The following is a 3,423-nucleotide window of genomic DNA, read 5'->3' as shown; positions in this document are numbered from 1 at the left end:
GCTCATTCCTAAGGACAACTGGCAGTCCCTGTTCGCCGACCTTGCACCGCTGCAGGTCATTCCAGTGGATACCGTAGAAGAGGTATTCCGCCACCTGTTCGGAGCCGAGACCGCCGATGTGCGGCTGCCGGCGGTCTCGGGCGAGACCTTTTCAACCGGGCCTTCGCTGCTTAAGGCGGATGCTTCGGGGGAGAGTGCTCAGGGGTGAGGGGTGTAGATGGCTGGATAATTGATTTAAGGGGTATATTCGGATAATGAAATTTAAGTGAAGAAGAAAAGAGAAAGGAAGATCCCTCATCAACAAATTGAGGGTTTCTTCCTTTTTTAGCTTGGATACAAAAATTCCACCTTTTACATCAATGAGTCTGCATGTTGAATGGGAAAATCTTGATGTAATAATGGTTATAATATACAATTATGATGTTTGATATTCATAATTGGGGAGAGTTGTATTTTGAAAAGACCTTTTTTTCTAATAATTATAGGTTTATCAATATTTTCTTTTTCTGCCAGTGCCAATAGTGAGGGTGTGAGCCCTAAGTTCATACAGATGAACAAATCCTACCGAGGATGGCAAGGAGTAGCTGCAGATAAAGAAAAGGTATATGTGACTTCAGATCGGGATGTGGATTTTTCCCTTTCTAATACAATATCGGTCTATGGAACTTCCGGTAAATTTTTAGCAGAGAAAAGAAAGGCCTACACAGGCAAGGATAAGAAAATGCGCTTTATGTCATTTGGGGATTGTTTTGCAAACAATGGATTTCTGTATGCTACGGTCTATAATTTCAATTCATCCCCGCCGGAAAAGGAGCGTATTAGCCGCGTGGTCAAGTATAGGCTTCCTGACTTAAAGCAGGTAGCACAGTACGATATTGGACAAGGAACAGCTGAATCTCTGGCTACATATAAAGGCTCTTTTTGGGTGGTATACCACGATAGGAACGAAATCAGGAGGTTTGATAGCAAATTTAGATTTCAGGCTGCTTATCCGCTGTCTGCTCAATTTGGTGGAGAGGGAGGATATCAAGGTATCTTTTTCAATAAGGATGACCTTTATGGAAATCTTCACGGATCGAATGAATATGGGAAGGCGTACGCTCAAGGGCTGGATCACTACAGGTTCGATGGGCATTCTTTTAAATTCATTGAGAGAATTAAACCTCCCACATATGGGGCTGGTCAAGGTGTTGAAAGCGTAGGTTCATATGTATTTTGGGCAGATCGCCCAGGAAACAAAATCATAATAACCAATGAAAATGCGCTGTAAAGCGCTTTTTTTATTTTATTGTTCAATAATTATTCCTGCTGGTTAAAAAGACTGTTGAAACATATTCTGCAGAAGAACCACAAATACTAAAGACTGTGCCAAAAATCTGTTTTGAGTTTTTTTTACTCTTCAAATGTCCTCTAACAGACCAACAACCTTTCTGTATTGCATGCCGCCAGTTGGTGTTTTGATGCCGCTTTTGTTAGAATGAATGCATATGACATAACTTGAGAACCATGGGAGGTGCGAAAGCGATGATACCAAACAAATCTAAAGGTCGTCGTTTTCCTTTATTGCCGCTTAGAGGTCTTCTCGTGTACCCTAGCATGGTTCTTCACCTTGACGTAGGTCGCGAGAAATCTGTTCGTGCGCTGGAAAAAGCTATGGTTGAAGATAACCTGATTCTCCTCTGCTCCCAGTCAGAAGTGAATATTGAGGAGCCTGGACAAGAAGATATTTTTCGGGTCGGCACCGTCGCGAATGTGCGGCAGATGCTGAAGCTTCCGAACGGCACGATCCGTGTGCTGGTAGAGGGAGTGGAACGGGCCGAAATTATTCATTATACGGATAATGAGGAGTATTACGAGGTTATGGCACGTGAGCTGCCGGAGCAGGAGGATGTCGATCAGGAGAGCGACGCCTTGATGCGGACGGTGCTGAGCCAGTTCGAGCATTACATCACCTTATCCAAGAAGGTCACCCCAGAGACGCTTGCTGCCGTGTCCGATATTGAAGAGCCTGGCCGTCTGGCAGATGTCATCACAAGCCACCTGGCACTGAAGATTAAGGATAAGCAAGAAATCTTAGAGACCATTGACGTCAGCAAACGTCTGGAGAAGCTGCTCGACATTCTTAATAATGAGCGCGAAGTGCTTGAGCTGGAGCGTAAGATCAACCAGCGGGTGAAGAAGCAGATGGAGAAGACCCAGAAAGAATATTACCTGCGTGAGCAGATGAAAGCGATCCAGAAAGAGCTCGGGGAGAAAGAGGGCCGGGCTGGTGAAGCCGATGAGCTGCGCTCGCAAATGCAGGAGAAGAATCTGCCGGAGCGGGTGCAGGAGAAGATTGAGAAGGAAATCGACCGATTAGAAAAAATGCCTGGCAGCTCAGCCGAAGGCAGTGTCATCCGCAACTACGTCGATTGGCTGCTCGGTCTGCCTTGGAGCGAATCTACGGAAGATGATCTGGATATTCTGAAAGCGGAACAGGTGCTGGATGCCGATCATTATGGTCTTGAGAAGCCGAAGGAACGCGTGCTGGAATACTTGGCAGTGCAGAAGCTGGTCAAGAAGCTGAAGGGTCCGATTCTCTGTCTCGTAGGCCCTCCGGGCGTCGGCAAAACCTCACTGGCGCGCTCCATCGCCCGTTCCCTGAACCGTAAGTTCGTCCGCATCTCGCTCGGCGGGGTGCGTGATGAAGCTGAGATCCGCGGGCACCGCCGCACCTATGTTGGTGCTATGCCCGGCCGGATTATCCAAGGGATGAAGACAGCAGGAAGCATTAATCCGGTCTTCCTGCTCGATGAGATCGATAAGATGGCGGCTGACTTCCGCGGCGATCCATCGGCAGCACTGCTTGAAGTGCTGGACCCCGAACAGAACAACACCTTCAGCGACCACTTTGTGGAGCTGCCGTTCGATCTGTCGAACGTAATGTTCGTGACAACGGCGAATGCTGTGCATAACATTCCGCGTCCGCTGCTCGACCGGATGGAGATGCTGTTCATCCCCGGCTATACGGAGCTTGAGAAGCTGCAGATTGCCAGCCGCTACCTTCTGCCGAAGCAGCGCAAGAACCACGGACTTGAGGATGCACAGCTGACGATTGAAGATGATTCGCTGCTGAAGATCGTCCGTGAATACACACGGGAATCCGGGGTTCGTAATCTGGAGCAGCAGATTGCTGCGCTCTGCCGGAAGGCTGCGAAGCAGATTGTATCCGGAGAGAAGCAAGAGGTCAGCATTCTTCCAGGAGAGATCAAGGATTATCTTGGTGTCTCGAAGTACCGCTATGGAATGGCGGAGCTGGAAGATCAGATCGGTACGGTTACCGGGCTGGCCTGGACGGAGGTTGGCGGTGACACTCTGCTGATTGAAGTAACGGTAGTCCAGGGCACCGGCAAGCTGACGCTGACCGGACAGCTGGGTGATGTA

2 protein-coding genes and 1 pseudogene are annotated in these 3,423 nt (G+C 48.5%); all 3 read left to right on the top strand.

The window, feature by feature from the left end; all coding sequences use genetic code 11:
* A pseudogene (locus AQR02_RS34770) lies at nt 1-208 on the top strand (ATP-dependent protease LonB); the annotation flags it as partial.
* A 246-nt stretch (nt 209-454) separates the two neighbouring features.
* Nucleotides 455-1,270, top strand: coding sequence for a hypothetical protein (locus tag AQR02_RS23015; RefSeq protein WP_054942756.1), 816 nt, complete (start codon nt 455-457; stop codon nt 1,268-1,270).
* Nucleotides 1,271-1,524: 254 nt separating this feature from the next.
* On the top strand, nt 1,525-3,423 hold a 1,899-nt coding region (gene lon / locus AQR02_RS23010), incomplete at its 3' end, for an endopeptidase La (RefSeq protein WP_054942755.1).

Origin of the sequence: Paenibacillus ihuae (assembly GCF_001368795.1) — a bacterium.
Taxonomy (GTDB): domain Bacteria; phylum Bacillota; class Bacilli; order Paenibacillales; family Paenibacillaceae; genus Paenibacillus_AQ; species Paenibacillus_AQ ihuae.
Note: the sequence above shows the minus strand (reverse complement) of the source record. Positions and strands in the feature narration are given on the sequence as shown.